The sequence below is a fragment of the Comamonas faecalis genome (assembly GCF_039538025.1).
GTDB lineage: Bacteria > Pseudomonadota > Gammaproteobacteria > Burkholderiales > Burkholderiaceae_C > Comamonas_C > Comamonas_C faecalis.
Genome location: NZ_BAABBP010000026.1, coordinates 18,167 through 44,397, shown reverse-complemented (window position 1 = coordinate 44,397; position 26,231 = coordinate 18,167). Strand labels below are relative to the sequence as shown.

At 66.0% G+C, this 26,231-nt stretch carries 29 protein-coding genes and 2 tRNA genes; 23 read left to right on the top strand and 8 right to left on the bottom strand.

Annotated features, from left to right (window positions below; genetic code table 11):
• The first annotated feature begins 8 nt into the window (after positions 1-8).
• The 5 genes from ABD767_RS13285 (at position 9) to ABD767_RS13265 (ending at position 3,933) form a co-directional block, all read left to right on the top strand.
• Positions 9-365: a DsrE family protein gene (locus ABD767_RS13285; protein ID WP_103046380.1), complete on the top strand. Its 357-nt coding sequence runs from the start codon at positions 9-11 to the stop codon at positions 363-365.
• 141 nt (positions 366-506) lie between these two features.
• The gene (locus ABD767_RS13280) at positions 507-740 is read left to right on the top strand and encodes a hypothetical protein (protein WP_344869785.1); all 234 of its coding nucleotides are present in this window, start codon (positions 507-509) and stop codon (positions 738-740) included.
• Positions 737-2,095, top strand: a complete 1,359-nt coding sequence (trhP, locus tag ABD767_RS13275; RefSeq protein ID WP_344869784.1) for a prephenate-dependent tRNA uridine(34) hydroxylase TrhP — start codon at positions 737-739, stop codon at positions 2,093-2,095. Before ABD767_RS13280 ends, trhP begins: the two co-directional genes overlap by 4 nt.
• A 261-nt stretch (positions 2,096-2,356) precedes the next feature.
• Entirely contained in the window at positions 2,357-3,220 is an 864-nt protein-coding gene (locus tag ABD767_RS13270) for a ParB N-terminal domain-containing protein (protein ID WP_103046350.1), read from the top strand.
• A gap of 107 nt (positions 3,221-3,327) precedes the next feature.
• Positions 3,328-3,933, top strand: a complete 606-nt coding sequence (locus ABD767_RS13265; RefSeq protein WP_103046351.1) for a DUF5610 domain-containing protein — start codon at positions 3,328-3,330, stop codon at positions 3,931-3,933.
• Positions 3,934-3,939: 6 nt separating this feature from the next.
• Here ABD767_RS13265 and ABD767_RS13260 read toward each other — a convergent pair whose 3' ends face one another.
• Positions 3,940-6,429: a heavy metal translocating P-type ATPase gene (locus tag ABD767_RS13260; RefSeq protein ID WP_103046352.1), complete on the bottom strand. Its 2,490-nt coding sequence runs from the start codon at positions 6,427-6,429 to the stop codon at positions 3,940-3,942.
• On the opposite strand from ABD767_RS13260, the gene ABD767_RS13255 reads away from it, so the two are divergent.
• The 15 genes from ABD767_RS13255 (at position 6,422) to ABD767_RS13185 (ending at position 16,907) form a co-directional block, all read left to right on the top strand.
• The gene (locus ABD767_RS13255; protein WP_344869783.1) at positions 6,422-6,916 is read left to right on the top strand and encodes a hypothetical protein; all 495 of its coding nucleotides are present in this window, start codon (positions 6,422-6,424) and stop codon (positions 6,914-6,916) included. The two genes, ABD767_RS13260 and ABD767_RS13255, sit on opposite strands and share 8 nt — an antisense overlap.
• Before the next feature lie 227 nt (positions 6,917-7,143).
• Positions 7,144-8,544, top strand: a complete 1,401-nt coding sequence (locus ABD767_RS13250; protein ID WP_344869782.1) for a tyrosine-type recombinase/integrase — start codon at positions 7,144-7,146, stop codon at positions 8,542-8,544.
• An 18-nt stretch (positions 8,545-8,562) separates the two neighbouring features.
• On the top strand, positions 8,563-8,886 hold the full coding sequence (locus ABD767_RS13245; protein WP_103046354.1) for a type II toxin-antitoxin system RelE/ParE family toxin: 324 nt from the start codon (positions 8,563-8,565) through the stop codon (positions 8,884-8,886).
• The gene (locus tag ABD767_RS13240) at positions 8,883-9,161 is read left to right on the top strand and encodes a helix-turn-helix domain-containing protein (protein WP_103046355.1); all 279 of its coding nucleotides are present in this window, start codon (positions 8,883-8,885) and stop codon (positions 9,159-9,161) included. The genes ABD767_RS13245 and ABD767_RS13240 overlap by 4 nt, the downstream gene beginning before the upstream one ends.
• A 107-nt stretch (positions 9,162-9,268) precedes the next feature.
• Complete coding sequence (locus tag ABD767_RS13235) at positions 9,269-10,063, top strand: hypothetical protein (RefSeq protein WP_344869781.1); 795 nt, start codon at positions 9,269-9,271, stop codon at positions 10,061-10,063.
• Between the two features lie 688 nt (positions 10,064-10,751).
• A complete protein-coding gene (locus tag ABD767_RS13230; protein ID WP_344869780.1) occupies positions 10,752-10,964 on the top strand; it encodes a hypothetical protein in 213 nt (70 codons plus the stop codon).
• Between the two features lie 3 nt (positions 10,965-10,967).
• Entirely contained in the window at positions 10,968-11,246 is a 279-nt protein-coding gene (locus ABD767_RS13225; RefSeq protein ID WP_103045486.1) for a hypothetical protein, read from the top strand.
• Complete coding sequence (locus ABD767_RS13220) at positions 11,243-11,617, top strand: hypothetical protein (RefSeq protein WP_103045485.1); 375 nt, start codon at positions 11,243-11,245, stop codon at positions 11,615-11,617. The genes ABD767_RS13225 and ABD767_RS13220 overlap by 4 nt, the downstream gene beginning before the upstream one ends.
• Positions 11,614-12,078 (top strand): CHC2 zinc finger domain-containing protein, encoded by a 465-nt coding sequence (locus ABD767_RS13215; RefSeq protein ID WP_103045484.1) that lies wholly within the window; start codon positions 11,614-11,616, stop codon positions 12,076-12,078. The genes ABD767_RS13220 and ABD767_RS13215 overlap by 4 nt, the downstream gene beginning before the upstream one ends.
• Positions 12,075-13,688 carry a DUF3987 domain-containing protein gene (locus ABD767_RS13210; RefSeq protein WP_103045483.1) on the top strand — a complete coding sequence of 538 codons (1,614 nt, stop codon included), beginning with the start codon at positions 12,075-12,077 and terminating at the stop codon, positions 13,686-13,688. Before ABD767_RS13215 ends, ABD767_RS13210 begins: the two co-directional genes overlap by 4 nt.
• A 461-nt stretch (positions 13,689-14,149) precedes the next feature.
• A complete protein-coding gene (locus ABD767_RS13205) occupies positions 14,150-14,722 on the top strand; it encodes a hypothetical protein (RefSeq protein WP_344869779.1) in 573 nt (190 codons plus the stop codon).
• Positions 14,719-15,096, top strand: a complete 378-nt coding sequence (locus tag ABD767_RS13200; RefSeq protein WP_103045482.1) for a hypothetical protein — start codon at positions 14,719-14,721, stop codon at positions 15,094-15,096. Before ABD767_RS13205 ends, ABD767_RS13200 begins: the two co-directional genes overlap by 4 nt.
• Before the next feature lie 113 nt (positions 15,097-15,209).
• Positions 15,210-16,181 carry a phage major capsid protein gene (locus ABD767_RS13195; protein ID WP_344869778.1) on the top strand — a complete coding sequence of 324 codons (972 nt, stop codon included), beginning with the start codon at positions 15,210-15,212 and terminating at the stop codon, positions 16,179-16,181.
• Entirely contained in the window at positions 16,181-16,402 is a 222-nt protein-coding gene (locus ABD767_RS13190; RefSeq protein WP_344869777.1) for a hypothetical protein, read from the top strand. The genes ABD767_RS13195 and ABD767_RS13190 overlap by 1 nt, the downstream gene beginning before the upstream one ends.
• Entirely contained in the window at positions 16,380-16,907 is a 528-nt protein-coding gene (locus ABD767_RS13185; RefSeq protein WP_344869776.1) for a zinc metalloprotease, read from the top strand. The genes ABD767_RS13190 and ABD767_RS13185 overlap by 23 nt, the downstream gene beginning before the upstream one ends.
• Before the next feature lie 283 nt (positions 16,908-17,190).
• Here ABD767_RS13185 and ABD767_RS13180 read toward each other — a convergent pair.
• The 7 genes from ABD767_RS13180 to ABD767_RS13150 form a co-directional block, all read right to left on the bottom strand.
• Positions 17,191-17,266, bottom strand: a tRNA-His gene (locus tag ABD767_RS13180).
• Between the two features lie 46 nt (positions 17,267-17,312).
• A complete protein-coding gene (locus ABD767_RS13175) occupies positions 17,313-19,235 on the bottom strand; it encodes a SurA N-terminal domain-containing protein (protein WP_103045478.1) in 1,923 nt (640 codons plus the stop codon).
• Positions 19,236-19,294: 59 nt separating this feature from the next.
• Positions 19,295-19,370, bottom strand: a tRNA-Val gene (locus ABD767_RS13170).
• 24 nt (positions 19,371-19,394) lie between these two features.
• Positions 19,395-19,667, bottom strand: a complete 273-nt coding sequence (locus tag ABD767_RS13165; RefSeq protein ID WP_103045477.1) for an HU family DNA-binding protein — start codon at positions 19,665-19,667, stop codon at positions 19,395-19,397.
• Positions 19,668-19,887: 220 nt separating this feature from the next.
• Positions 19,888-20,466 carry a CDP-diacylglycerol--glycerol-3-phosphate 3-phosphatidyltransferase gene (gene pgsA, locus ABD767_RS13160; RefSeq protein ID WP_103045476.1) on the bottom strand — a complete coding sequence of 193 codons (579 nt, stop codon included), beginning with the start codon at positions 20,464-20,466 and terminating at the stop codon, positions 19,888-19,890.
• Positions 20,467-20,523: 57 nt separating this feature from the next.
• Entirely contained in the window at positions 20,524-22,488 is a 1,965-nt protein-coding gene (uvrC, locus tag ABD767_RS13155; protein WP_103045491.1) for an excinuclease ABC subunit UvrC, read from the bottom strand.
• Positions 22,489-22,495: 7 nt separating this feature from the next.
• Positions 22,496-23,707 (bottom strand): CoA transferase, encoded by a 1,212-nt coding sequence (locus tag ABD767_RS13150; protein ID WP_103045475.1) that lies wholly within the window; start codon positions 23,705-23,707, stop codon positions 22,496-22,498.
• A 46-nt stretch (positions 23,708-23,753) separates the two neighbouring features.
• Between ABD767_RS13150 and earP the strand changes: the two genes are divergently transcribed.
• The 3 genes from earP (at position 23,754) to ABD767_RS13135 (ending at position 26,200) form a co-directional block, all read left to right on the top strand.
• Complete coding sequence (gene earP, locus ABD767_RS13145) at positions 23,754-24,869, top strand: elongation factor P maturation arginine rhamnosyltransferase EarP (protein ID WP_344869775.1); 1,116 nt, start codon at positions 23,754-23,756, stop codon at positions 24,867-24,869.
• 208 nt (positions 24,870-25,077) lie between these two features.
• Positions 25,078-25,632, top strand: a complete 555-nt coding sequence (gene efp / locus ABD767_RS13140) for an elongation factor P (RefSeq protein WP_103045473.1) — start codon at positions 25,078-25,080, stop codon at positions 25,630-25,632.
• A gap of 61 nt (positions 25,633-25,693) precedes the next feature.
• The gene (locus ABD767_RS13135) at positions 25,694-26,200 is read left to right on the top strand and encodes a hypothetical protein (protein ID WP_103045472.1); all 507 of its coding nucleotides are present in this window, start codon (positions 25,694-25,696) and stop codon (positions 26,198-26,200) included.
• Positions 26,201-26,231: the final 31 nt, after the last annotated feature.

The window sequence follows — 26,231 nt, the reverse complement described above, 5'->3', positions numbered from 1 at the left end:
ACGCATTCATGCAAAACATCCTCCTCATCGTCCACGCCGCGCCGCACGGCAGCGAGCGCTTTCTGTCGGCCCTGCGCCTGGCCACGGCGCTGCACGCGGTCGAGGCCGACGCGCCGCGTCTGCGCCTGTTCTTCATGTCCGACGCCACCGTGGGCGGCCTGCCCCACCAGAGCGACGGCGCGGGCAACGCGCTGCAGACCATGGTCGAGCAACTGGCCGCCGCGGGCGTGCCCGTCAAGCTGTGCCGCACCTGCGCGCTGGCGCGCGGCCTGGCAGATCTGCCTTTGATCGCCGGCGTAGGGATCGGCACGCTGCCCGAGTTGGCGCAATGGACGCTGGAGGCGGACAAGGTCATTACCTTCTGAGAGCGTGTTTACGATCTTTTCATAGTGCCCGTTGCCCCGCAAAGGCGGTGGCTGCAAGACGCAAAGCGCAGCCGGGCTGGTGGCCCGGCGAGTATTTGCTTGCGCCGCAGACGCTGCTTTTGCGGGGCAACCCTTCGGGCAATGCAGCAAAAAGCCGCACTCAGCGTTGCGCACCTTGTCCAGGCCACCAGCATGGCCTGCGGCGCGCGCCTCGATTGCGGCTTTTTGCTGCATTGCGGGCATCATGAAAAAATCGTAAACACGCTCTGGCCACCGCGCAATCCGCACGGCCAGCCGCGGCTTTCCCGGCTGGCCGTGTGTTTTTGCGAATCGCCGAAAATGCGCGGTTGCCCTTCTCTTGCACGACTCCGATGAAAAGCCCTGAACTGCTGCTGCCCGCCGGCTCGCTGGCCAAGATGCGCGCCGCTTACGACTTCGGCGCCGACGCCGTCTACGCCGGCCAGCCGCGCTACTCGCTGCGCGCGCGCAACAACGAATTTCGCCTGGAGCAGATCGCCCAGGGCATCGAGGAGGCGCACGCGCGCGGCAAGAAGTTCTTCGTCACCAGCAACCTGATCGCGCACAACGACAAGGTGCGCACCTATCTGCGCGACATCGAGCCGGTGATAGCCTGCAAGCCCGACGCCTTCATCATGGCCGACCCGGGGCTCATCATGATGATCAAGGAAAAGTGGCCCGAGACCGAGATCCACCTCTCGGTGCAGGCCAACACCACCAACTGGGCGACGGTCAAGTTCTGGCAGAAGATGGGCGTGGCGCGCATCATCCTGTCGCGCGAGCTGGCGCTCGACGAGATCGAGAAAATCCGCCAGGAATGCCCGGACATGGAGATCGAGGTCTTCGTGCACGGCGCGCTGTGCATCGCCTACTCGGGCCGCTGCCTGCTCTCGGGCTATTTCAACCACCGCGACCCCAACCAGGGCACCTGCACCAACTCCTGCCGCTGGGAGTACAAGACGCACGGCGCCGACGTGGACCCGAACACCGGCGAGGCGCTGGCGCGCAGCATGGAGGGCGGGGGTTTTAGCTTCACCAAGGCGCGCGAGGAGGCCGACAGCCAGTTCGCCGGCACTCAAATCCAGCGCCACCCCAAGGCCGACGAGGTCTACCTGATCGAGGAGGCCGGCCGCCCGGGCGCGATGATGCCCATCATGGAGGACGAGCACGGCACCTACATCATGAACAGCAAGGACTTGCGCGCCGTCGAGCACGTCGAGCGCCTGGTGAAGATCGGCGTCGATTCGCTCAAGATCGAGGGCCGCACCAAGAGCCAGTACTACGTGGCGCGCACCGCCCAGGTTTACCGCCGCGCCATCGACGACGCCGTGGCCGGCCGCCCGTTCAACCCGCACTTGATTACCGAGCTGGAAGGCCTGGCCAACCGCGGCTACACCGGGGGTCTCTTGGAGCGCCGCCCGGCCAACGACTACCAGAACTACGAGACCGGCCACAGCGTGCTGCAGCGCAGCCACTTCGTCGGCGAGGTGCGCAGTTGGGCCGAGGGCTGGGCCGAGGTCGAGACCAAGAACCGCTTTGCCGTGGGCGACCGGCTGGAGATCATCCACCCTGCCGGCAACCGCGAGATCGTGCTGGAGCAGATGCTGAACCTGGACGGCGAGCCAGTGCAGGTGGCCAGCGGCAGCCCGGTGCGCGTACGCATCCCGCTGGCCGCGCCGGCCGAGGGCGCGTTGATCGCGCGGCTGTTGTAGACCCAATACCCTGATGAGTGACATGTCTCAGACTCCTTCCCCCTCTGGGGGAAGGCTGGGATGGGGGCCGGCAACGCCAGCACCAAGGCGCGAGCGTCGCTGGCCCCCACCCTCCCCCGAAGGGGGAGGGAGTGAAGGCAGCACTCTGAACGACGTGCCTAATCAAGCCAAAGACCTCCCCAACGCTTGCCAGCACTGCGCTGGCAGCTCTGTTTTTTGAACAAGGCCTATTCCGGGGCCTTGTGCTTTTTTCGTGACCCCATGACCACTGACACCCCCCACATCACCGTCCTGCCCGAACTCGAAGCCTATATCGACCCGCTGACCCCCGACGAGGACGAGGCGCTGGAGCGCAGCCTGCTGGCCGAGGGCTGCCGCGACGCGCTGGTGCTGTGGGGCAAGGTGCTGGTCGATGGCCACAACCGCTATCGCCTGTGCACCAAGCACGGCCTGCCGTTCAGGACGGTGCAGAACGAGCGCTTCCAGAACATGGAGGACGTGCACCTGTGGATGATCGACCAGCACCTGGGCCGGCGCAGCGTGTCGGAGTTCCAGCGCGGCGTGCTGGCGCTGCGCAAGCGCGAGATCATCGCCAGCCGCCGCGCGGCCGCGGCCGCCGCGGTGAACGCCGCGCGCGCCGAGGCGCCGCAGGAGGCGCCCTGGGAGGGCGAAGTAGAGCCGGCCGTCGCCCAGGCGCTGGCCAGCATGCCCAAGGTGCCCGAGCAGGCGCTCGATACGCGCGAGGCGCTGGCGCGCGCGGCGCGCCTGACGCCGGCGCAGGTCAAGATGATCGAGACCATTCACCAGAGCGCCGCGCCCGAGGTCGTCACCGCGGTCAAGTCCGGCGAACTGTCGCTCAACGCCGCCGCCGTCGTCGCCCAGCTGCCGCTGGCCGAGCAGCAGGCCGCAGCCAGCGCCGGCGCGCAAGAGCTCAAACAGGCCGCCAAGCGCGTGCGCGACGCGAAGAAAAAACCCAAGGCCGAGGCGGCCCACGAGTCCGCCGACGACACCTCGGCACCCGACGCCGCCACGCTGCAGCAGCGCGTGACCGAGCTGGAAGCCGAGAACGAGCGGCTGCGCCAGCAGGTCAAGGCACTGCAGGACTTGCTGGCCGAGCAGGAATAAAACAGGCCGGCGGGCGCACAAAAGCCGCATCGGTCTCAACTTTGCTTTCTAAAGACCGATAACAGCGGTATTTCCCCGGTATTTCCCGCTTTCGACAGGAGTTCGCCATGGTTGCGCCGCTTGCCTCCACTGCCCCATCCAGCACCCCGACCTCCGGCCCGGCCGGTGCTGCCGCGCTCGACGAAGCGCGCAAAACCGCCGCCGCCAGCGCCCAGGGCCAGCGCGCCGAACTGAACGGGCAAATCCTGCAGGCCTCGCTCCAGGTGTCGATCGGCGCGGGCAACGACTCGCTGGCGCTGCTCTACAAAAGCGCCATTGAGCAGATCAACGAGCGGTTGGCGCCCGAGCTGGGCGCCAACGCCTTGCAGGCGGCGATGGGCCAGGACAACAGCGCCGAGGGCACGGCCGGGCGCATCCTGGCGCAGTCGACGGCGTTTTTCGACGCCTACGCGCGCCAGCACCAGGGCGAAGACCCCGAGGCCGTGCTGCGCAACTTCGTCGACCTGATCCGCGGCGGCTTTGAAAAAGGCTTTGCCGAGGCGGCCGACATCCTCGCCGGCCTGGGCGTGACGGGCGAGGGCAGCGCCATCTCCGCCGACATTCAGAAAACCTTCGAGCTGGTGCAAAAAGGCTACGACGACTTTTTGAACAGCCGCCTGGCCGCGCTGCAGCCGCAAAGCCAGGACAGCGCCGGGGCTGCCTCCGGCGCCTGAAGCGGCTTACCCGCCCGCCAGCACTGGCGCAAAGCGGCGCAGCCGCAGCGCGTTGCTGAGCACGAAGACGCTGGACAAGGCCATGGCGCCGGCGCCAAAGATGGGCGACAGCAGCAGGCCATAGGCCGGGTACAGCACGCCGGCGGCCAGCGGGATCAGCGCGGTGTTGTAGCCAAAGGCCCAGAACAGGTTCTGGTGGATGTTGGCAATCGTCGCCCTGGACAGCGCGATCGCGTTGGGCACGCCCGCCAGGCTGCCGCCCACCAGCACCACGTCGGCCGACTCGACGGCCACGTCGGTGCCGGTGCCGATCGCCAGGCCGACGTCGGCCTCGGCCAGCGCCGGCGCGTCGTTGATGCCGTCGCCGACGAAGGCGATCGCTCCATGCTCCGCGCGCAGCCGGCGCACCGCGTCGACCTTGCCGGCGGGCAGCACCTCGGCCACCACCTCGTCGATGCCCAGTTGCCGGGCAATCGCCTGCGCGGTGTGCGCGTTGTCCCCCGTGACCATGGCCACCTTCAGCCCAAGCTGGTGCAGCGCGGCGATGGCCGCCGGCGTGCTCTCCTTGACCGGGTCGGCCACGGCGATGACGGCCGCCAGCCGCCCGTCGATGGCGGCATACAGGGGTGACTTGCCCTGCTCTCCCAGGCGCTGCGCGGTCGCCGCGAATGTGCTGGCATCCAGCCCCAGCGCGCGCATGAAGCGGTCGGCGCCTACCTCCACGCGCACGCCCTGCACGCTGGCGCGCACACCCATGCCGGTGACGGATTCGAAGTCGTCCAGCGGCGCCAGCGCAATGCCGCGCTCGGTGGCCGCCGTGGCAATGGCGCGCGCAATCGGGTGCTCCGAGCGCGACTCCACCGCCGCCACCAGCGCCAGCACCTGGTTGCGGTCAAAGCCCTCGGCCACCTCCAGGTCGGTCAACGCGGGGTGGCCCTCGGTCAGCGTGCCGGTCTTGTCGACGGCGACGACCTTCGCATCCTTGAGCCGCTGCAGCGCCTCGCCCTTGCGAAACAGCACGCCCAGCTCGGCGCCGCGGCCGGTGCCGACCATGATCGAGGTCGGCGTAGCCAGCCCCATCGCGCAGGGGCAGGCGATGATGAGCACGGCCACCGCATTGACCAGCGCAAAGGTGAGCGCCGGCGTCGGGCCGAACACCATCCAGGTGGCGAACGTGAGCAGCGCCGCCAGCATCACGGCCGGCACGAACCACATCGTCACCTTGTCGACCAGCGCCTGGATCGGCAGCTTGGAGCCCTGCGCCTGCTCGACCATGCGGATGATCTGCGCCAGCATGGTCTGCGCGCCCACGGCCGTGGCGCGCAGCGTCAGCGCGCCCTGCTGGTTGACCGTGCCGCCGACCACGACGGCAGCCACCGTCTTCTCGACCGGCACCGGCTCGCCGGTGATCATCGACTCGTCCACGAAGCTGCGCCCCTCGGTCACCTCGCCGTCCACCGGCACGCGCTCGCCCGGGCGCACGCGCAACAGGTCGCCCAGCTGCACCGCGTCCACGGCAACGTCGACCTCCTGGCCGTCGCGCAGCACATGCGCCACCTTGGCCTGCAGCCCCACCAGGCGGCCGATGGCCTGCGAGGTGCGGCCCTTGGCGCGTGCCTCCAGGTAGCGGCCCAGCAGGATGAGCGCGACGATGACGGCCGCCGCCTCGTAGTACACGTTCACGGTGCCCGCCGGCAGCACGCCGGGCGCGAACGTGGCAACGACCGAATAGCCGAACGCCGCCGCGGTGCCGACCGCGACCAGCGAGTTCATGTCCGGCGTCAGCCGCGCCAGCAGCGGAAAGCCCTGCAGGTAAAACCGCCGACCCGGAATCGCCAGTACCAGCGCGGTCAGTACGAACTGGACGTACCAGCTGGTCTGCATCCCGATGATGCGATCCACCCAGGCGTGCATGCCAGGGCTCATGTGCGAGCCCATCTCCAGCACGAAAACCGGCAGCGCCAGCGCCGTCGCCAGCAGCAGGTCGCGCCTGAGTTGCTCGCGTTCCTGGTCTTTTTTGGCCGCAGCCACGCCGGCCGCCTGCGCGCGCGTGTCGACCACGCTGGCCGGATAGCCCGCCTTGGCCACCGCGGCCAGCAGATCGGCAGCCGCCGCAGTGCCGTGCACGCTGGCGCGCTCGCTGGCCAGATTGACCACCGCCTCGGTCACGCCAGGGACGGCCTTGAGCGCGCGCTCGACCCGCCCCACGCAGCTGGCGCAGGTCATGCCGTCGACCGCCAGCTCAACGCTGCCGGCCGGCACCGCGTAGCCCGCGTCCCGCACCGCCTGCACCAGCGCCGCATGGTCGACACCACGGCCGGCCGGCCGAATGTCCGCGCGCTCGGTCGCCAGGTTGACCGCCACGCTGTCCACGCCCTCGACCTTGGCCAGCGCCTTTTCCACCCGGCGCACGCAGCTGGCGCAGGTCATGCCCTCGATGGGCAGGCTGACGGGCGCGGCAGCCGCCTGGGCATGGCCCGCTACTGACATGTTCATGGCCGTCACTCCTTTGATTCAAACTTATGGGCGTAGCGTAAACCTTGCCATGATGTCAAAGTCAAGCGCTGCGGGCGACGGCGACGGCGACGGCGCTGGCGCTGGCGCTGGCGCTGGCGCTGCCGATTGTCGTGTCGGGATCGAGCCTGCAGACCGATTGGCCGCGCGCCGCCATGTTCAAGGTGTGGCAGCCCTGCTCCGTCGGCACCAATGCGACCGTCGGGTCGAGTCGCACGGTAGCGAGGCGCGCACCAAGGCCGTGTCCCCGCAGGCTATTGACCGGTTCCTGGCTTGGCTTGAATTGCAGACGCCACAGCGCCGCACCATCGGAATGGCGGCCGAGTACGCCAGCCTGGCAGGCAGCCGGAGGCCGGATCTGCATAAAAACAAGGAGACGACGGCCGTGTGTACGACCGGAATATGGCTGTCAGGCGCGATGCCCTTTGCGAATATTCCCACCATGGGAATAAAAAGCAAAACGCGCTAGGCTTTTTGTAGCGCTAGCGCGTTTGTTTATATGGGGTGGCTGATGGGGCTCGAACCCACGACAACAGGAATCACAATCCCGCCCAAATAGTATTTACCTATGTTGGTGTGCGTAGATACAATCATTAAAATCAACAACTTATCAATGAAACAAGTTTTTGATGTGTTGATTGTTATTCCTGAAAATTCGGGTTTTCAGTCTGTAAACAGTCTGTACGAGGTGGCAGCATGGCAAGGCCGAGCAAATCAGCATCGATCGACTACGGGGACGCTCACGTCCTGACGCATGGGCTACTGGACCGCGCTGCCTGCCCTGCTGGTGACCGCTTCGTGCTGGTGAAGGACGCCGATACCAAGGGACTGCGCCTGCGCGTCACGCCTGCCGGTGGCAAGTTCTGGCAGTTTGAAACCCGCATGAAGGGCAAACTGATAACCCGTTCGCTGGGTGAGTGGCCCGCCGTATCAATCAGCGAAGCCCAAACGCAAGCCCGCATCTTGCGCAATATGACCGCGCAAGGGGTTGACCCGCGCGAAGTTGAACGCGAAGCACAGGAAAGGCGCGAAGCCGAGGAGGCCGCACGCGCTGCCCTGCTGGCGCAAGAACAGGCAGAACGCGAAGCCGCCGCCCTGCAAGCCCAGCACGAAGCCCAGACGGTGGGCGAGGCATGGACCGCGTACATCGAGGCCCGCCGCCCGTTCTGGGGCGCGCTGCACCTGGCCGACAACATGGGCATGATGGCCCCGGGTGGCGAGCCCAAGAAACGGGGCAAGGGCACCACCACGCCGGGGCCGCTGGCACACTTTGCGCCCCTGCGCTTGTTGGACGTGACGGGGGAAACCGTGCACCAGTGGGCGATGGAAGAAGCCCGCGCCCGCCCGACACGCGCCCGCCTTGGCCTGCACCTGTTCAATGCCTTCCTGAACTGGTGTACCGAGCGCCCAGAATATGCCGACCTTGTCACGGCCAATGCTGCCAAGAACCGCCGCGCCCGCGAAGCGCTGGGCAAGCCCCAAGCCAAGCATGATGCGCTGCTGAAGGAGCAGCTACCCACGTTTTTCCAAGCCGTGCAAGGGCTGCGAAGCCCCGCCGCTAGCGCCTACCTGCTGGGGCTGCTGCTGACTGGCGCACGTCCCGGCGAGCTGCAAGCGCTGCGGTGGGAGGACGTAAACACCCAGTGGAAGGCTCTCACCATCCGCGACAAGGACGCCAGCAAAGGGGGCCGCGATGGCACCCGACAAGTGCCCTTGACGCCCTACATGCACCACCTGATTGCTGGCTTGCCCCGCCGTGGCGACTTCGTGTTTTCCAGCGAGCAAGGCGACGCGCCCATCAGCCGCCCGCATCGCCGCCTGGCCGACGCCTGCGCCGTGGCTAGCGTGAGCGTCACCTTGCATGGCCTGCGCCGCAGCTTTGGCAGCTTGTCCGAATGGCTGGAATTGCCCGCTGGCGTGGTGGCGCAGATTCAAGGCCACAAGCCCAGCGCCACCGCTGAAAAGCATTACCGCGTGCGCCCGCTCGACCTGCTGCGCGTGCACCATGAAAAGCTGGAGGCGTGGATTTTGGAACAGGCCGGGGTGCAATTCGACGTCCAGGCCGAACCGGGCAAGCTGCGTGCCGTTGTCTCTTAATATCAAAAAAGCGATAATATGAATCAATGGACTGTCACCCTGCACCCGCAGGCCGAGCCTGAGCTGCAAGCTCTGCCCGCTGACATGCAGGCGCGCTTTCTGCATATTGCCGAGTTGCTGGAGGAATTCGGGCCGCAGCGCGTGGGCCTGCCCCATATCCGCCCGCTGGAAAGCAAGCTGTGGGAAATGAGGATGCAGGGCCGCGACGGCATCGCCCGCGCCGTGTACGCCGCCATCCATGGCCGCCGCCTGCTGGTGCTGCATGTGTTCGTGAAGAAAACCCAGACCACGCCCCGCAAGGCGATTGAAACCGCACTGAAACGACTGGAGGCCCAGGCATGAAAGACCTGAAAACCATCAAGGCGCAACTGCTGACAGACGCCGACACCCGCGCCGCCTACGACGCCCAGGCCGACGAGTTCACCGTCGCCCGCGAACTCATTGCCGCGCGCACCCAGGCCGGACTGACGCAAGCCGATGTCGCCGAGCGCATGGGCACCACGCAAAGCACCGTTGCCCGACTGGAGGGCGGCAAGGCCGCGCCGTCGCTGCGCAGTCTGCAACGCTATGCCCAGGCCGTGGGCCGCCGTGCCGTGGTGCGGCTGGAGCACGCCTGACCCGTTTTGCCCCAGCTAGACCCGCCTCGAAACCGGGTTGAAAGCCAGTGCCTCCCGCTGGCCTGCTGGGGCTCCCGCTACAGGGAGCAGCGCCCGGGAGGGGCACAATGCGAGCACCAAATTTTGAGGGTGAGCGCTCCGGCGTTAGTGGGTACGGAGTAGCACAGTTCAGCGAAGAAAAACTGAAAAATATTTGGGAGCTTATCCCGGCGCGCTGGAAAAGCCACGAAACAAGGGATCTCCGTGGCCAAACCGACGCTTATCGCCTGATCTTAGGCATTGCCCAAGGGCTGTCCTACTGCGACGCCGCCGGGAAAGTAACCGCCGCTGGCAATTCAGTTGCTCAGGATATGGAGGCCATCGGTAATGCGGCTGTAGCTTTAATGCGTGCGATCCAACGCGCCGACAAGGCCGCCCGCGTGTCTATTGATTGCGAGGCTGTCTTGCGTACACCCCCGCTGGTAGGCCCGGAAACCAAGCTCCTGAGCGTGGAGGGGCAGTTTTCAGTGAACTGGTTCCAGGCACTGCGCGCCCGCGGCCATCTAGAGCATGCACTTGCGATAGCTGATTCAGTACCGCAAGACCGCGGAACGAGGTCGTTTCTGGCTGCTCTATGGGCGCTAGCCGACGATGTATCGAACGTGGTCGCAGACTTGCAAAAAGACGTCGCCACCGGCACCAACATCCGTCCCGACCGAATCAACGCGCAGAGGATGGCACGGGAGTTTACCGTCCATGCAGGCGCAGAACTTCGCCGCCCGCTGCCGATCTCGCCTTGGGTTGCCGAGGTGTTTGCTCTGGCAGCGTCTGAGCGCAATGTCAAGGTCGGCAAGGCCCTTGCACTACGAGAAATTCGAACCTATGCCGCACGCTATGCAGACCACATGAAGCGACTGGCATAGTCGTTTTCTCGTGTAAAAAAGACCATAGCGCTATCAACCGAAAGGGATATAGCGCAATGGAAATAGTAGTTAATCAATCATCCGAAGCCCGCCGCGCTGCTGCCGAGCCCCAGCAAGTCACGACGCCGCAATGGCCGCCGCTGGAAAGCGTCACAAGCCCCGCCGTACCAACAGCGCAGGCGGCCTATTACCTGAGCCGCCGCCCGCAGACGCTGCGCATATGGGCGATGACGGGGCGCCCCATCAAGCCCCTGCGCGTCCATGGGCGCCTCGCCTGGCCAATGGCCGACATCCGTCGCCTGCTGGGTATGGGGGGCGTGCAATGAGCCCCAACAAAAACGCCCTGGAGCTGGCGGGCTCCAAAGGCGCTATTCAAAACACGAACAACGCTGATTCTACCCGCAAGCCTCCGCGCTTGACCAGCTTGCGCTACACTGCGCCCGTGCAGAAATGCATGGTGTGTAGTAACGCCAAATCCGAAGCGGTTGCAAGCCCCACCGACAAGCGGGCTTTTGTCACGTCCAAATTTTGGGGACTGGTGCGCCTGCATCAGCCCATGGTTTCGGGCGAGATGGGCCTACCCGCGAGGATGGCCGCACGGCTTCGGACGTGTTACTACCATCTCGCCCACCCTATGCCCGTAGTACGGCAAACGGTGGCCCTTGTCACTCCCGAAGGAGCCAAGACCATGATGAACCCGACCACCAAGGGCCGCACCGCGCCCGCTACCGATCCAGTTCACCTACACGCCTGCGCCGTCAACGGCCTGCGCCATGCCCTGCACCTGCTGACGCATGGCGACCTGGCAGACCGCGCCGAGCTGCAGCGCGCCATCGGCAAGGCCACGCGCGCCGCTACCGCCATCAAGCGCCTGGCTGCTTCCAACACGTTGGAGGGCTGAACCATGAGCAACACCAACATCACCGCCCGCGCCATGGGCGAGGCCACGGCATTGCCCGAGTTCGTCACGGGCTACACCGACGCCGACCAGCTTGTCTGTTTTCAGCACTTTGGGCAGGGACGCACCCTGACCGTATCGGCATCGCAGTTTGCGAACACCGTGCGGCTGGCGCAGAGCACCGGCGACACCTATGCATGTCTGACCCTTGCGCCCGGGCTGGCGCGCGCCCTGGCCGGGTATCTGCTGGCCTGCGCCGATGCAGTGGAAGGAGGTCAGCAATGAACGCCAGCAAGACCAACCAAAAAGCTGCCGTAGTCTGCGCCGACCAATGCCGCGCGCTGGTGCTGCTCGACTTTGCCGAGCTGCAAACCGCCGGGCGCTGCGCCGACGAAACAGGCGAATGGAGCGACGACGACTTCGACCTGCTGCTGGCAACCGATGCCGCGCACGAGCTGGCGCAGGCGCTGTCGCCTGGCGACGACCTGACGAACTTCGAAGCCGGTTGGTATCGCGCCCTGGCCGTGCTGGTGCTGGTGAGCAAGGCATATGCACCCGGCGATACGACCTACTTTGGGCGTGCCATGGCCAGCCTGGTGCGGAAGATGCAGACGCTGCCCGAGATGTGGCAGGCGCTGGTGGAGGGGCTGATATGAGCTTCGACAAGACCCGCCTACCCGACCCGCAGGGTTACTACACCGAGCGCGCCGGGCTGACGTTCCGCGAGCGCCGGGGCAAGTGGCGCACCACCGCCTGCGCCTTCCACGACGGCGCCGACAGCATGCGCGTGAACCTGGACAGTGGCGCTTTTGTCTGCATGGCCGGTTGTGGTGCGCGAGGTGGCGACGTACTGGCCTATCACATGGCGCACGCCGGGCTCGATTTCATCACTGCTGCCAAGGAGCTGGGCGCCTGGGTGGAGGACGGCAACCAGGCGCCAGCCAGGCCTACGCCGCTACCGGCGCGCGATGCCCTGGCTGTGCTGGCCGTCGAGTCCAACGTGGTGGCCGTGGCTGCCGCTAACGTCGCCCACGGCGTGACTCTGACGCAGGTGGACTTGCAGCGCTTGATGCTGGCCGCTGGCCGCATCGCCCGCATAGCGGAGGTGTTCGCATGAAGCGCGATTACCAAGATCTTGTGGCGCCGCTAGATGCCGATGTTGCCGCAGCCCTGGCCTGCCGCCCACCTGAGCGTGCGTTTCCACCGCTGGAGGACAGGGACGCAATGGACGTCACGCAAACAAAGCCAGATATCCAATCAAAGGATGAAGCCGAATGGCCTGCGCCCGCGCTGGCCGATGCTGTCGCGCCTGAGCTGACCGCCGATATGCTGCCCGGCTGGCTGGGCGCCTACGTGGGCGCGCTGGCCAGGTCAACGCAAACGCCGGTAACCATGTCTGCGCTGTTCGCGCTGTCTGTCGTGGCCACCTGCGTTCAGCGGCGCTACGTGGTGCAGGTGCACGAGGGCTACACCGAGAGCGCCAGCTTTTGGAGTCTGAGCGCAGCGCCGAGCGGTTCCCGTAAATCGGCCATCGTGGCTGCTCTGACGGCGCCTATCGAGGCATGGGAGAAGGACGCACAGCAAAAGATGCGCCGGGCAATCAGCGACCGGCGGGCGCAGATCGGCGAGATCGAGGCCACCGTGAAGCGCATCAAGGAGCAGATAGGCAAGTGCGACGACGGGCAAGAGCGGGAGCAAATGCGGCGCCGAATGGCTGAGCTGGATGCATCCATGCCCGAGGAGCTTTTCCCGCCCGTGGTGTTCTCTGGTGACACGACGGTGGAAGCGCTGCAAATGACCTTGGATGAGCAGTGCGGACGGGCGTCGGTGCTGTGTGCCGAGGGTGGGTTGTTCAGCGCCTTGTCAAGCACCTACGGTGGCCGCGCCGGGCCATCGTTGGATGTGCTGTTGGAAGGCTTTAGCGGCGGGGCGGTGCGCGTGGTGCGCCATTCGCGTAAGGCATTTGTCGAGCGCGCGGCAGTCACGCTAGGTCTGATGATCCAGCCCGACCTATTGGCCGATGCGGCGGGTTCTTCGCGGTTTCGTGCCAGTGGCTTGATGGCGCGCTTTGCCTTTGCCGTGCCCGGCCCATTCGTGGGCGGGCGCAACGTGCGGGCGTACACACCTGTACCCGATGAGCTGCGCGGCGAGTACCGGCGCTGTGTCGATTCGCTGCTGGGTGATCCAGACACCCAGGGGCCGTACCTGCCGCCCAAGGTGATCCCGCTGGGCGAGGACGCCTTGGGGGTCTGGTATGACTTCGCGCAGTGGGTGGAGGACGAATTGGCGCCGGGCCGGGTGCTGGCCGCAATGCACGACTGGGGCGCCAAGCTGGCGGGCATGGCTGCGCGCGTGGCGTTGCTGTTTGAGCTGGTGAAGTCCGGGCCTGAGCTGGTCGAGGTGGGTGTGATGAGCATGGATGGAGCCGTGCGTCTGTGCCGCGCTCTGGTGCCGCACACGCGCCAGGCGTTCCGGCTGCTGGCAGCAGATGAAGTGGACAGGGATGCTGACCACGTTTTGCAGTGGGCGGTGCGCGGCGGGCGGCGGGAGTTCCTGCAGTCCGAGGTGCACCGGGAGCTGCACAACCGATTCACCAAGCGCGAGCGCTTGATTGCTGCCCTGCAGCGGCTGCAAAGCAGCCATTGCCTACGGCACACCAAAAGAAAGAACGAAGGCGCCCGAGCTTCGGACGTGTGGCTGGTCAATCCGGCGCTGTTCCTTCATTGATTCCTTTTATTGCTATAGAGATTAAATAAATGTTATTTCTATTCAATACCTTACATGCGCGAGCGCTAAGACGCCAGGAAAAACAGGAAAAACAGGAAGAACTCAAACAGGGGCTGATGACCTTCGGTAATTCCTGTAATTCCTGTTTTTCCTGCCCTTCGCTGGGTGGCGCGGCGGGTGTGCGCTCGTCGCCGGCAGTCGCGAGTGGGCGCGCCGCATTCTGGCGCGCGTTGAGGGTGGCGAGCGTGTCAGCCGCACCGTGCAGCGCCTTGACCTGCAGTCCATCGCCCGCAGCGCCGATCTGCAGACCTACCTCGACCGCCGCATCCGAGCCCGCATCCGCAATCTCGCCGAGGGTAAGCCTGCATGACGGCGCGTGGGTCCTCCCTGGCCTTTGCCCGTGCGGGTCATTCGCGCCGCACTCTCCGGCTGTTGCGCAACCCTACTAAGGGGGCTATGGCATGGTGATTGACCTGAACGAGCAAGGAACGCAGACGGCTTTGGCCTTGCTGGTGGGCGTGACGCAGCCCACCATCAGCAACCTGATGTCCGAAGGCAAGCTGCCATCGTCTGGCACCTTGGGCGAGCTGCTGCAGGCCTACTGCGCCCGCCTGCGCGACCAGGCTGCTGGCCGGCTTGGTGATTCGCTGGGCCTCGACCTGGTGCAAGAGCGCGCCGCCCTGGCCCGCGAGCAGCGCATCGGCCAGGCCATCAAGAACGGTGTGGCCCGCAGGGAATTTGCCCCGGTGGGCCTGTTGGCCGATGTGCTGGGCACGGCTTCCAGCGCCGTGGTGGATCGCTTCGACCACCTGGAGGGCGTGCTGGCCAAGTCCTGCCCCGACTTGCCCGACGATGCCAAGACCGCGGTGCTTACCGTGATTGCGGATGCCCGCAACGAGTGGATCAAGTCCACGGCCCGCCTGGTGGATGCCGCCGTTGATGAGATGCTTGCCGACAGCGACCATGACAGCATGGCGGCTGACAACGCTGCGCCGGTTGATTTGACCACCGACGTAGAGGGGAGCATCACATGAGCCCGCTTGAAGTCACCCTGCAAATCGCCTCGGGGCAGACCATCGCACCCGAGCAGGCTTTGGCCGCGCTGCTGGCGCGCACCACCGACCCCGAGGCCACGCGTCGCCGTGAGCGCAACGCCGCTATTCGCACAAGGGATAACGCCTTGCGTGAAGCCGCCCAATGCCTGGCGCACGACGCCCCGGCTATCTGGACACTGGCGCAGCGCCTGGCGCAAGCCATAGCGCGCTTTCGCGCCTGCACCTGGCCGCGCATCAAGGCCGGGTTAGACGTGGCCCTGAGCCCTGCCGAGGATGCATTGCGGCAAGCGTTTTTGACGGGCATCAACATCCCCAGCACCCAGCGCCACCTGTACGAGTTACTGAAACTTTGACGGTGGCGCCTGCAGTGGTAGCTCGACATCATGGCGCTATCCCAACTTGGAATAACGCCATGCCACACCCCACCCCCAAGCAAATCCGCGAGCAGCAAGCCGCCGTTGCCGACGTGATCGCCGCCGCCTACGGCGAGCCGCCCGCCGCCATGCATCCGCTGGCGCAAGCCATGAGCCTGCGCGCAGCCGTAGACCTCATGGGGCGCCAGCTTTTGAGCGAGCACGACAACACGCAACGCGCCTTTGCCCGTGGCCTGGCCAGCAGCGACTTCGCAGCGCTGCTGGCACAAGGCGCCGCGCCCGCAACCCTCGCCACATTCGCCCAGGCCGCCGAGCATCGCGTGTTCTGCGACATTGTGGGTGTGACCTCTTACCGCCCCGAGCCCATCCGCGCGCTTGAGGATGACACCATCCTGTTGGAGCCGCTGCAAGAGTTCCAGCGCATGCGCGCAAGCGTGATCTTGCCGGGCACCCCAGGCCCTGCGGATGTTGCGCTGCGCACCTATGGCCGCGTCGTAGGCGTGTCGCGTCAGTTGGTTGTCAATGGCGACCTCGCCCACGTCCTGCGCAGCCTCAAGAACGTAGCCGCAACCAGCGCCAGGCAAGAGGCCGCCATGCTGGCGAACACGATGGAAACGGGCATCACCATGGGCGACGGACAGTTCATGTTTGACGCGCAATTCAAGAACGTGCACGCCGCCGCCCTTGACGCCGCAGCGCTGGGCAAGGCTATCGAGCTGCTGCGCACGCAACCCACTGCAAGCGGCCAACCCGCAGGGCTGAGCGCCCGACATTTGATCGTCGCCCCTGATCTTGAATTTCCCGCGCGGCGCCTGGTGCATGAATCTGGGGTTCGGATCGAGGTGCAAGCCCTGGCCGGGCTGCCCGCTGGCCGTTGGTTCCTGCTGGCAGCGCCCGACGTGTGCCCGGTGATCGGCCTGTTGCAACTGGAGGGCAGCCGCTCGCCTATTCGCGTGGAGCAGTTGAACTACATCTTTGAATCCGACGTGCTGCCCATCCGCATCACGGCTGATTTGGGCTGCACCTGGTTGCGCCGTACCGGTGTCGTGAAGGGTGGCGTGTGATGGCGCTTTTCAAGAAAGAACCCACGGCGTTGGAGTATCGCGCCTACCTGCAAGAGCAATACGACGTTGCCGAGGCCAACCGTCAACGCATGAACATCGCCAACAAAGCAACCGCCGCCAACAGCTACGCGCATACCGCCCGATGGCTGCAGGCGGCAATGCAAGAGGTTGACGATTTCTTGAGCGCCAGGTCAGCAAGTGAACACCCACCGCGCGCCTGACCTGACCGACCTGCGCCGCGTTTGGGCGTGGAAGCCCTGCCCGTGGGGTGGTGGCCCTGCCGACCGGCTGGCCGTTGCCTGGCACGAGGCAGGCCATGCGGTCTATGCCCGCTGGATCGGCTGGGACATGCGCCGCGTAGAACTGCACGCCGATGGCGGCGACTGTTTTCCCGAACCAATTGACCCCGAGGTCACGCACCAGCTTGAAGATGAAGATGGAGAGATTCGAGCAACGGCTGCAGGGCTTTTTCATGCGGGCCTGGCCGCCGAGCTGCTGCGTGCGAAGCTGCCGTGGCGCGGCCCAATAGCACGCCCACGACAGACTGACCACCACCGGGCGGAAACGATGCTGGCGCCCGGTTTTGGTGCAAACACCTTGCCAGGCCACGCCTACGCCCAATTGCAGGCGCTGCACGCGCTGAGCGCGCATTGGGACGAGGTTGCCGCCATCGCCGCCATCCTGCAGCGCGATGGCGTTTGGAGCCCACAGGCGATGGTGGCCTGAATATTTCCCGCGTGTGGCGGACGGCTGACCGCGACACAAGACCGCCGGCGGGCACCTGGGTTTTCTCCTCCCAGGTGACAAGGTGGTCACCTACATCGTGATGCGCCCTTGCACGCCCCTTTGGAGGGGCTTTTTTGTGGGCGCGCATCGTGTAGCCCAAAAAACGCCGTCGATTAACGCTGAAACCCCGCACCGCAGTCTGTAAACAGTCTGTACGAACACAAAAAAGCAACCAAAAAAAAAGCGCGCTACTGTTTTTGTAGCGCGCTTTCCTTTGCTGTATTGGGGTGGCTGATGGGGCTCGAACCCACGACAACAGGAATCACAATCCTGGACTCTACCAACTGAGCTACAGCCACCGTAGCTCTGCATTATAGCCTGAGAATTTTGCTTCCCCCCGAAGATTTATTCGTCGTTGGCGCTCAGCGCGGTGGGCTTGTCCACCTTGATCTGCACGTCCATCTGCTTCTTGAGCCATTCGTAATACGCCATCGCTTCGGCTGAGATCCAGGCCTGGGTGTATTGCTGCTGCTCGATGCGCTGCACCTCGGGCTTTTGCTCTTCACGCGGTGCGATGCGCTCGAGCCGCACGACGGCATAGCCCTGCTGCCCAAGATCCACACCCAACCATGCCGGCAGCGGATCGATGGGCGCCTGCAGCACTGCGTCGACGAGAACTGGCGGCAGGTTGTCGGCCTGGTCGCGCGAGACCAACTGCTTGGCACCCAGGCCCTTGGCGCTGTCGGGCTTGGCCTTCCAGGCGGCCAGTTGGGCCTGGCCGTCTTCGCGCGCCAGCTGGGCCGACCGGTCTGCCAGGTAGAGCTGGCGCGCCTTGTCTTTGGATTGGTCGAAGGGCAACGTCATCGCCGGCTGGTAGTCGATCACGCGGCCGGCGGCCATCGTCGTGGCGTCCAGCTCGACGGCTTCTGTGTTGCGTTTGCTTTGCACGGATTCAGGCTGGAACAGTGCTTGCAGAAAACGCGGGTTAGCCAGCACCCCTTGCGCCTGGAGTTGCGGCTGGCGCGTGACGCCAGTTGCCGTGTGGATCTTGAGATTGAACTTGTCGGCCACGGCCTGCAGGTTGTCGGGCTGCTCGTACACCGTGTTGGCAAACGATTCGGCCATCTCGGCAAATTTGCGCTGCGCCTGCTGCTGCTTGAGCTCGGCCTCCAGCCCGGGGCGCATGGTCTCGAAGCTGGGCACTGCGGGGGCCTTGACGTCGGTCAGCTCAATGATGTGGTAGCCGAAATCGGTCTCGACCAGGTCGCTGATCTCGCCCTTTTTCAGCGCATAGACCGCATCCTCGAACGGCTTGACCATGGCGCCGCGGCCAAAGAAGCCCAGATCGCCGCCGTTCACCGCAGACCCGGGGTCTTGCGACTCCTCGCGCGCCACCCGCGCAAAGCTGGACGGGTCTTTGCGCACCTGCTCCAGCAGCTTCTCGGCCTTGGCCTTGGCGGCCTCGCGCTCGGCTGGCGGCGCATCCTTGTCGACGGTAATCAGGATATGGCTGGCGCGGCGCTCTTCCTGGCCGGCCAGGCGCTGGGCGTTTTCCTTGTAGTAGGTGCGCAGGTCGTCTTCGTTGAGCGTGATGCCGGCCTTGATCGCATCCAGGTCGAGCACGACGTATTCGACGTTGGCCTGCTCGGCCTGCTGGAACTGATTCTTGTGGCCGTCGTAGTACTGCTGCAGATCGGTGTCGGTGGCGCTGACCTTGGCTGCGTAGCTGGCCGGCTCAAAGCGGGCGACCTGGATCTCGCGGCGCTGCAGCAAGGCGCCGATGGCCAGGTCTGCCTCGGCCGGGCTGTTGAAACCGGTATTCACCAAGCGTCCCATGACCTGGTTGACCGACAGGTCATGGCGCACGCGCGCCTCGAAGCCCTCGGGAGTCATGCCCTGCGCGGCAACGAGGTTGCGGTAGGCATCGGCATCCAGCGTGCCGTCGGCACGGCGCAGCGCGGCGATCTGCGGAATGTCGTGCAGTTCGCGCGCCAGGCGTGCGTCGCTGGTCAGCAGGTGCATTTTTTGCGCCGCAGCCTGCAGCACCTGGTCGTGCACCATGCGCTCGAGCGTCGCATAGCGCGCCTGATCCGTGTCCAGCAGCTTGGCGTCGATGCCGGGCGACTGGGCGCGGATGCGGTCGCTCTCCTGGCGGTGCACGTTGTCCCACTGGTCGCGGGTGATGTCGGTACGGCCCACGCGCGCAACCACTTCGCTCTTGCCGGAGAAATAGTTCGCATCGATGCCCACCAGAACAAACGATGGAATGATGAGCAAAAACAGCACACCCATGACCCATTTGGTGTGCTTGCGAATCGATTCGAGCATGAACGGTCTTTCAACTACTGCAAAAGAAAAGGCGAACAGGTGTTCGCCTTTGTCTGGGGTGGTGGGTGCTGACGGTCTCGAACCGCCGACCTACGCCGTGTAAAGGCGCCGCTCTACCAACTGAGCTAAGCACCCCCCATAACTGATTTTCCTCGCGTCTCAGTTCAAGGCATCCTTCAATGCCTTGCCTGGACGGAACTTGGGAACCTTGGCAGCCTTGATTTTAATCGTAGCGCCGGTGCGGGGATTGCGGCCGGTGCGCGCGGCGCGCTTGCCTACGGCAAAGGTGCCAAAGCCTACCAGCGAGACGGTGCCACCTTTTTTCAGGGTCTTCTTGACGGCCTCGATCGTGGAATCCAGCGCGCGCGCGGCAGCGGCCTTGGAGATGTCTGCATCGTTCGCGATGTGTTCAATCAATTCTGTCTTGTTCACAAGAGATCCCTCTGCAATGGATGGAGTTTGTTCAAACAGGGCCTTGCCGGCGCGCCAGTGTCTGTATTGATGGGCCCGCTGGAAAAGCTGCAAGGCAGCCCACTGACTGCCTTGCGAGATTAGAGCCAGCACGCCATGCAGTGTCAACAAGACATGCCCCAAGAGCACGGCAAAACGCAGATTCTATCGTCGGTTTGCCCTCTCGCGCGGCTGCGGTGCGTCAGCGCCCTTGCGGGCCGATGCGCGCGCGGATTTCGGGCAGGGCGCGGCGCAGGTAATACACCATCGACCAGACGGTCAGGATGGCTGCGGCCCAGATCAACCAGGTGCCCCACACGCCGGTGTCGATGCCGCCGGGCAGATGGCCATCGAACAGCAGGAACGGAATGGCCAGCATCTGCACCGTGGTCTTGACCTTGCCCAGCATGTGTACCGCCACGCTCTTGCTCGCGCCGATTTGCGCCATCCACTCGCGCAGCGCGCTGATCGCGATCTCGCGCCCGATGATGATGAGCGAGACAAAGACGTCGACGCGCTGCAGGTGCACCAGCACCAGCAGAGACGCGCAGACGAGGAATTTGTCGGCCACCGGGTCGAGGAAGGCGCCGAACGCCGATGTCTGATTCAGCCGCCGCGCCAGAAAGCCGTCAAGCCAGTCGGTGGCGGCAAAGACGCAGAACATCACGGCCGCGACCAGGTTGCGCGTGGCCGGCTCCAGCGGCAGGTAGAACACCCCGACGATCAGCGGAATCGCGGCGATGCGCGCCCAGGTCATGAGGGTGGGGATGGTCCAGAACATGGAGAGCGATTGTGACATGGGCTTGCGTCGCATCGCCGCGGCGCGTGGACGCCGCGGTCAGCGCAGCGCGCGGTAGATTTCCTCGGCCAGCTGGTGGGAGATGCCGTCCACGGTCGCCAGGTCTTCGACGCTCGCGTCCTGCACGCCGCGCACGCCGCCAAAGCGCTGCAGCAGGCGCGCGCGGCGCTTGGGGCCGATGCCGGGAATGTCCTCCAGGCGGCTGGCGCCGGTGCGCACGCGCGCACGCGCGGCACGCATGCCGGTGATCGCAAAGCGGTGCGCCTCGTCGCGGATCTGCGCGACCAGCATCAGCGCGGCCGAGTCGTGGCCCAGGTAGACCTTCTCGCGCCCGTCGGCAAAGACCAGCTCCTCCAGCCCCACCTTGCGCCCCTCGCCCTTCTCGACGCCGACGATGCGCGAAATGTCCAGGCCCAGTTCGGTGAACACTTCGCGCGCCATGCTGACCTGGCCGCGCCCGCCGTCGACCAGCACCAGGTCGGGCAGGCGCGCGCGCCGGTCGGTCACCTCGGCGCCGCCGGCCTCTTGCTGCGCCTGGGCGACGGGCAGATAGCGGCGCTTGAGCACCTGGCGCATCGCGGCGTAGTCGTCGCCGCCGGTAATGCCCTCGATCTTGAAGCGGCGGTAGTCGCCGTGCTGCATCTTGTGGTGATGGAACACGACGCACGACGCCTGCGTCGCCTCGCCCGCGGTGTGCGAGATGTCGAAGCACTCGACGACCAGCTCGTCCAGGCGCTCGGCGTCCAGCCCCAGCGCCTCGGCCAGCGCGCGCGTGCGCGCCTGCTGCGAGCCCTCCTCGGCCAGCAGGCGCGCCAGCTGGATCTGCGCGTTGTGCTGCGCCATCTCCAGCCAGGCGCGGCGCTGCTCGCGCGGCTGGTGCACCGCGGTGACGCGCGTGCCGCTTTGCTCCATCAGCGCGTCCAGCAGCAATTCGTCGACCGGCTCGCTGGTGATCAGCGTCGGCGGCACCGCCACGTCCAGGTAGTGCTGGGCGATGAAGGCGCGCAGCACCTGCGCCTCGATGCTGCCCGCTGCGCCATCGGCGCGCGCGCCCTCCTCGGCGTGAAAGACGCCAACCGCCTCTTCGACGTGGCTGGGAAAGTAGGCGCGGTCGCCCAGGTGGCGCCCGCCGCGCACCATGGCCAGGTTGACGCAGGCGCGCCCGCCCTGCACGCGCACCGCGAGGATGTCCACGTCCTTGTCCGACACGCTCTCGATGGCCTGCTGGTGCAGCACGCGCGATAGCGCCTGCAGCTGGTTGCGCACCTCGGCCGCCTGCTCGTACTCCAGCCGCTCGGAGTGCACCAGCATGCGCGCCTGCAACTGCTCGATCAGCTGCTGCGTCTCGCCGCGCAAGAGCGCCTCGGCGCCGCGCACGTCGGCGGCGTAGTCCTTGGCCGAGATGTAGCCCACGCAGGGCGCGGTACAGCGCTTGATCTGGTAGAGCAGGCAGGGGCGGGTGCGGTGGGCGTAGACCGTGTCCTCGCAGGTGCGCAGGCGAAAGACCTTCTGCAGCAGCTCGATGGTCTCCTTGACCGCCCAGGCGTTGGGGTACGGCCCGAAAAAGCGGTTTTTGCGATCCACCGCGCCGCGGTAATAGGTGATGCGCGGGAAACGCTGGCCGGGCGCGTCGCCCGTGCCGTCCTTCGCCGCCACGCCGGTGATCTTCAGGTAGGGGTAGCTCTTGTCGTCCCGAAACAGGATGTTGTACTTGGGGTGCAGCGTCTTGATCAGGTTGTTTTCCAGCAGCAGCGCCTCGGCCTCGGAGCGCACCACCGTCGTCTCCAGACTCACGATCTTGCCGACCATGTGGCCGATGCGCGTGCCGCCGTGCTGCTTGGTGAAGTAGCTGGAGACGCGCTTCTTTAAATTGCGTGCCTTGCCCACGTACAAGAGCTGGCCTTGTGCGTCAAAGTAGCGGTACACGCCCGGCAGCGCGGGCAGCGCCGCGACCTGGTCGAGCAGCGCCTGCGGATGGCGTGGTTCTGCGCCCTCGTCGCTCATGACCATCTCACTGCACGATGCCGCGCTCGCGCAGCTGCGTGATCTGCCCGGCCGTCAGGCCCATGCCGGCCAGCACCGCGTCGGTGTCGTCGCCCAGACCCGGCGCGCTGCTGCGCACCCGCCCAGGCGTGGCCGACAGCTTGGGCACGATGCCCGGCACCAGCAGGTCGTAGCCATCGCGCGTGTGCTGGGTCAGCAGCATGTCGCGCGCCTTGTAGTGCGGATCCTCGGCAATGTCGCGCGCGGTATAGACCTTGCCCGCCGGCACGCGCGCCTGCGCCAGCTGGCGCACCACGTCGTCCACCTGTTGCTGCGCGGTCCACGCTTGAATAGCCGCGTCGATCTCGGCCACGCGCGCCACGCGCCCGGCGTTGTGCGCCAGGTCGGGCGCGTCGCCCAGGTCCTGGCGGCCTATCGCCGCCATCAGCCGCTTGAAGATGCTGTCGCCATTGCCCGCCACCAGTACCCAACCGTCCTGGCAGGGGTAGGCATTGCTCGGCGCAATGCCCGGCAGCGCGCTGCCGCCGGCTTCGCGCACCGCGCCAAAGGCGCTGTATTCGGGAATCAGGCTCTCCATGCAGTTGAACACCGCCTCGTGCAGCGCAACGTCTATCACCTGGCCCGCGCCACCGTGCGCCTTGCGGTGGTACAGCGCCAGCAGCACGCCGATGGCTCCGTGCAGCGCGGCCAGCGTGTCGCCGATCGATACACCGACCCGCACCGGCACGCGCCCGGGCTCGGCCGTCAGGTGGCGCAGGCCGCCCATGGCCTCGCCAATCACGCCAAAGCCGGGCAGGTCGCGGTACGGCCCGGTCTGTCCGTAGCCCGAGATGCGCAAAATGATCAGTCCCGGGTTGAGCGCGTGCAACTGCTCGGGCGCCATGCCCCAGCCCTCCAGCGTTCCGGGGCGAAAGTTCTCGATCAGCACGTCGGCCTCGGCGATCAGGCGGCGCGCAATCTCCTGCGCCTCGGCCTGGCGCAGATCCAGCGCCACCGACCGCTTGTTGCGCGACTGCACCTGCCACCACACCGAGGTGCCCTCCTTGAGCAAACGCCAGTTGCGCAGCGGGTCGCCCGTACCCGTGGCTTCGATCTTGACCACGTCGGCACCAAAGTCGCCCAGCGTCTTGCCGCAAAACGGGCCGGCGATGAGCTGGCCCATTTCGATCACGCGCACCCCCGCCAGCGCGGCGGGGGCGTTCAAAGAAGTCTCGTCCATGGTCTGTCCGGTCGGTGCTGTGAAGGCTGACCTTACCATCGCCCCCATGGACTTTTTGCCCGCGCAAGCATCCCCCCCACGCCGGTTGTGGGACATTTTTTGCCAGGTCATCGACAACCACGGCGACATCGGCGTGTGCTGGCGCCTGGCGGCCGACCTTGCCGCGCGCGGCCAGCGGGTGCGCCTGTGGTGCGACGACGCCAGCGCCCTGGCGTGGATGGCACCGCCCGCCACGCGAAGTCGCGACATCGAGCTGCTGGGCTGGCCCGCGCAGGCGCCAGGCAACGGCGGGGCGAGCGGCGGCGTGGGCGACGTGGTCATCGAGGCCTTTGGCTGCGAGATCCCCCCGGCCTGGGCCGCCGCCATCGCCCAGGCTGCGCGCGAGCGCCCCCGGCCACCCGTATGGATCAACCTGGAATACCTGTCGGCCGAGGGCTATGTCGAGCGCTGCCACCGCCTGCCCTCGCCCATCCAGAGCGGGCCGGCCCAGGGACTCACGCGCTGGTTCTTCTACCCGGGCTTCACCGAGCGCACCGGCGGCCTGCTGCGCGAGGGCGGCCTGGCGGCGCGCCAGCAGGCGTTCGACCGCCAGGCCTGGCGCGCCCGCCTAGGCATTGCGTCGCGCGCGCTGGCCGTCTCGCTGTTCTGCTATGAGCCGCCAGCGCTGGCCGAGCTGGTCGCGCAGCTGCGCCAGCACGGCCCAGCCCACCTGCTGGTCGCGCCCGGACGCGCGGCGCAGGCGCTGCAGCGGTTGCCCGCGGTGCAAGACACGGCGGGACTGGCACTGCACCTGCTGCCCTACGTCAGCCAGCCGCAGTTCGACGAAATGCTGTGGGCCTGCGACCTGAACCTGGTGCGCGGCGAGGACTCGCTGGTGCGCGCGCTGTGGGCCGGCCAGCCGCTGGTGTGGAATATCTACCCGCAGCACGACGACGCCCACCACGCCAAGCTGCACGCCTTTCTCGACTGGCTGGACGCACCCGCGTCGCTGCGGCGCTTTCACCTGCTGTGGAACGGCGTGCAGGCGGGCAGCCCCTTGCCGCTGCCGAGCACCGGCGTGCTGGCCGAATGGCGCGCCTGCGTGCACGCGGCGCGGCAATCTTTGTTGCAGCGCAAGGACTTGCTCACGCAGTTATTGGGTTTCGTCGAAGAAAAAAGTTAAAATCGTGCGTTTTGCGCTTATGCGGCTCCTGTCGCGGGCGGGTCGTGCAGCCAGCGGCGGCACGAACGTCCGGTAACGAGGAAATGCCATGGGCGCTTTCCTGCCGCCCACCTGCACTGGGTGGGCAGGCCGCCCGTTTTTGCACCGCCGCAACCACGCGACGCCTGTCCGCCGAGCCGTTGTGCGGCCCAACCTTCACAGGCAAACCATGAAAATCGCTCAAGAAATCCGCGCTGGCAACGTGATCATGCAGGGCAAGGACCCGATGATCGTGCTCAAGACCGAATACGCCCGGGGCGGGCGCGGCGCCGCCACCGTGCGCATGAAGCTCAAGGGCCTGCTCAACAACATGGGCACCGAAATCGTCTTCAAGGCCGACGACAAGATCGACAACGTCATCCTGGACAAGAAGGAGTGCACCTACTCCTACTTCGCCGACCCGATGTACGTCTGGATGGACGCCGAGTACAACCAGTACGAGGTCGAGGCCTCCAACATGGGCGACGCGATCAACTACCTGGACGACGGCATGGAAGCCGAGGTCGTGTTCTACGACGGCAAGGCCATCTCGGTGGAACTGCCCACCAGCGTGCAGCGCGAGATCACCTGGACCGAGCCGGCCGTCAAGGGCGATACCTCGGGCAAGGTTCTGAAGCCCGCCAAGATCGCCACCGGCTTCGAAGTATCGGTGCCGCTGTTCGTCGACCAGGGCGACAAGATCGAGATCGATACCCGCACCGGCGAATACCGCAAGCGCGTCTGAACGCCCTGCGCCGTGGTACAAAAAGGCTTGCTTCACGCAAGCCTTTTTTGCTTTTGACCGCATGACGACGACACCCTCATTTCCCAACCGCCGCCAGCTGCTGGCCGGCGCCGCGCTGGGCCTGCTGCCCGCTGCAACGCTCGCGCAGATGAGCCGCCCGCAGATCCGCCTGGACTCGGTCATCCCCTTCGACACGCACACCTGGCAGCGCCTGCTCGACAAGGGCCCGCGCCCGGCGGCCTATCTGTTCGCGTCGATGGACAGCCCCGACTGCGAGCGCGTCTTCGGCGTGCTGCGCGACCACGTGATGGCCACGCGCAAGATGGCCGAGCTGGTCATCGTGATGACCGACGCCTGGGGTGGGGATGCATTGCGCCAGGCGCGCCACTACCTGCTGGCCACGCGCATGTACGCCTTCATGGGCGACAAGGACGCAATCCGCCAGAGCGTCGACGCCCACTGGGACGGCAGCACGCCCTACACCGTGCTGCTGGAGCGCGAAGGCCCGGTGCACAGGGTGACCGACGCGCCGTCGGCCAGCCTGCTGCAGCTGTGGCTGCACCATTGATGAAATGACGGGCGGCTGACGCAGTCCTGCG

Bases quoted from the DNA above. Each gene is read 5' to 3' on its own strand.
- ABD767_RS13135 (WP_103045472.1), top strand. From the start codon at position 25,694: ATGACGACGACACCCTCATTTCCCAACCGCCGCCAGCTGCTGGCCGGC.
- ABD767_RS13285 (WP_103046380.1), top strand. From the start codon at position 9: ATGCAAAACATCCTCCTCATCGTCCACGCCGCGCCGCACGGCAGCGAG.
- ABD767_RS13250 (WP_344869782.1), top strand. From the start codon at position 7,144: ATGGCAAGGCCGAGCAAATCAGCATCGATCGACTACGGGGACGCTCAC.
- ABD767_RS13215 (WP_103045484.1), top strand. From the start codon at position 11,614: ATGAGCTTCGACAAGACCCGCCTACCCGACCCGCAGGGTTACTACACC.
- ABD767_RS13240 (WP_103046355.1), top strand. From the start codon at position 8,883: ATGAAAGACCTGAAAACCATCAAGGCGCAACTGCTGACAGACGCCGAC.
- ABD767_RS13210 (WP_103045483.1), top strand. From the start codon at position 12,075: ATGAAGCGCGATTACCAAGATCTTGTGGCGCCGCTAGATGCCGATGTT.
- efp (WP_103045473.1), top strand. From the start codon at position 25,078: ATGAAAATCGCTCAAGAAATCCGCGCTGGCAACGTGATCATGCAGGGC.
- ABD767_RS13220 (WP_103045485.1), top strand. From the start codon at position 11,243: ATGAACGCCAGCAAGACCAACCAAAAAGCTGCCGTAGTCTGCGCCGAC.
- earP (WP_344869775.1), top strand. From the start codon at position 23,754: ATGGACTTTTTGCCCGCGCAAGCATCCCCCCCACGCCGGTTGTGGGAC.
- ABD767_RS13235 (WP_344869781.1), top strand. From the start codon at position 9,269: ATGCGAGCACCAAATTTTGAGGGTGAGCGCTCCGGCGTTAGTGGGTAC.
- ABD767_RS13245 (WP_103046354.1), top strand. From the start codon at position 8,563: ATGAATCAATGGACTGTCACCCTGCACCCGCAGGCCGAGCCTGAGCTG.
- ABD767_RS13190 (WP_344869777.1), top strand. From the start codon at position 16,181: ATGGCGCTTTTCAAGAAAGAACCCACGGCGTTGGAGTATCGCGCCTAC.
- ABD767_RS13200 (WP_103045482.1), top strand. From the start codon at position 14,719: ATGAGCCCGCTTGAAGTCACCCTGCAAATCGCCTCGGGGCAGACCATC.
- trhP (WP_344869784.1), top strand. From the start codon at position 737: ATGAAAAGCCCTGAACTGCTGCTGCCCGCCGGCTCGCTGGCCAAGATG.
- ABD767_RS13270 (WP_103046350.1), top strand. From the start codon at position 2,357: ATGACCACTGACACCCCCCACATCACCGTCCTGCCCGAACTCGAAGCC.
- ABD767_RS13255 (WP_344869783.1), top strand. From the start codon at position 6,422: ATGTTCATGGCCGTCACTCCTTTGATTCAAACTTATGGGCGTAGCGTA.
- ABD767_RS13225 (WP_103045486.1), top strand. From the start codon at position 10,968: ATGAGCAACACCAACATCACCGCCCGCGCCATGGGCGAGGCCACGGCA.
- pgsA (WP_103045476.1), bottom strand. From the start codon at position 20,466: ATGTTCTGGACCATCCCCACCCTCATGACCTGGGCGCGCATCGCCGCG.
- ABD767_RS13260 (WP_103046352.1), bottom strand. From the start codon at position 6,429: ATGAACATGTCAGTAGCGGGCCATGCCCAGGCGGCTGCCGCGCCCGTC.
- ABD767_RS13150 (WP_103045475.1), bottom strand. From the start codon at position 23,707: ATGGACGAGACTTCTTTGAACGCCCCCGCCGCGCTGGCGGGGGTGCGC.
- uvrC (WP_103045491.1), bottom strand. From the start codon at position 22,488: ATGAGCGACGAGGGCGCAGAACCACGCCATCCGCAGGCGCTGCTCGAC.
- ABD767_RS13280 (WP_344869785.1), top strand. From the start codon at position 507: ATGCAGCAAAAAGCCGCACTCAGCGTTGCGCACCTTGTCCAGGCCACC.
- ABD767_RS13205 (WP_344869779.1), top strand. From the start codon at position 14,150: ATGGTGATTGACCTGAACGAGCAAGGAACGCAGACGGCTTTGGCCTTG.
- ABD767_RS13265 (WP_103046351.1), top strand. From the start codon at position 3,328: ATGGTTGCGCCGCTTGCCTCCACTGCCCCATCCAGCACCCCGACCTCC.
- ABD767_RS13230 (WP_344869780.1), top strand. From the start codon at position 10,752: ATGATGAACCCGACCACCAAGGGCCGCACCGCGCCCGCTACCGATCCA.
- ABD767_RS13175 (WP_103045478.1), bottom strand. From the start codon at position 19,235: ATGCTCGAATCGATTCGCAAGCACACCAAATGGGTCATGGGTGTGCTG.